The organism is Coxiella-like endosymbiont of Rhipicephalus sanguineus (assembly GCF_018687865.1).
This window is the reverse complement of record NZ_NIQB01000061.1, coordinates 1-979: the sequence shown is the minus strand read 5'-3', so window position 1 is coordinate 979 and position 979 is coordinate 1. Positions and strand designations below refer to the sequence as shown.

The following is a 979-nucleotide window of genomic DNA, read 5'->3' as shown; positions in this document are numbered from 1 at the left end:
TCATGCGGATAATTTGCTTAACCCGAAAAAAGGTACAGTATAATAGCTACTTTGTCGTAAATCCGGGCCCACGAATGTATTTTACTCATGTGGAACTGGAGATTATAGGACCTGGTAGTTCCGATAAAGCTTTTCAGCGACTCTATGAAAATTTTCGAATAAAAGCGGGGGATTTTTTCGATTCTGAAAAATATGAGGAAGCGAAAAATGATTTGTTTAATGTGGCTGCTGCTCGAGGATTTTTTAAAGCAAAAATGCTAAAAAGTCAAATCCAAATCAATTTAAGTACTTATCGCGCTGCGGTAACTATTATTTTTGATACGGGCCCCCGATTCCACTTTGGAGTGACTCATTTTTCCTATACTCCTTTCAACGAAGCTTTTATGCATCGCTTTTTGCAATATCCCGAAGGTCATTATTTTAGCCAAGAAAAAATCAAACAGACTCGAGAAGGTCTCACTAATAGCAATTACTTTTCCATAGTAGTAGTTACCCCAGAACCTGAAAAGACGAAAGGCTTATATGTTCCTGTCACGATTCATCTCCATACCGAACCTAAAAAGCAATATAGCTTTGGACTAGGGTATGGAACCGATACAGGGGTGCGTGCCCTAATCCGAACTAATTTCCGTTGGATTAATCCTTATGGGCATCGATTTAATGCTTATTTGTGTGCCTCTTCCGTTAATAGTGCCTTAGTCGCTAACTATTATATTCCTGGACGAAACCCAGCCAAGGATCAATATGTATTAACGGCTGCTTTTTTAAATCAAGACCAAGATACTGGAAAAGGTCGCAGTGGACGGCTCACCGCAAGCTATCAAACCGATCTTAATGGATGGCAACAAATAATTAATTTAACAGCTTTACAAGAACGTTATAATTTAACAGGTCTGCCGCGAACTAACGCGAGGGTTTTATATCCTTCAATTTTGTGGCAACGCATTCATGCGGATAATTTGCTTAACCCGAAAAAAGG

1 protein-coding gene is annotated in these 979 nt (G+C 39.2%); it reads left to right on the top strand.

Annotated elements, in window-relative coordinates; all coding sequences use genetic code 11:
* Positions 1-74 precede the first annotated feature (74 nt).
* A partial coding sequence (locus B1F79_RS03625; protein WP_285896390.1) for an autotransporter assembly complex protein TamA occupies positions 75-979 on the top strand: 905 nt, incomplete at its 3' end.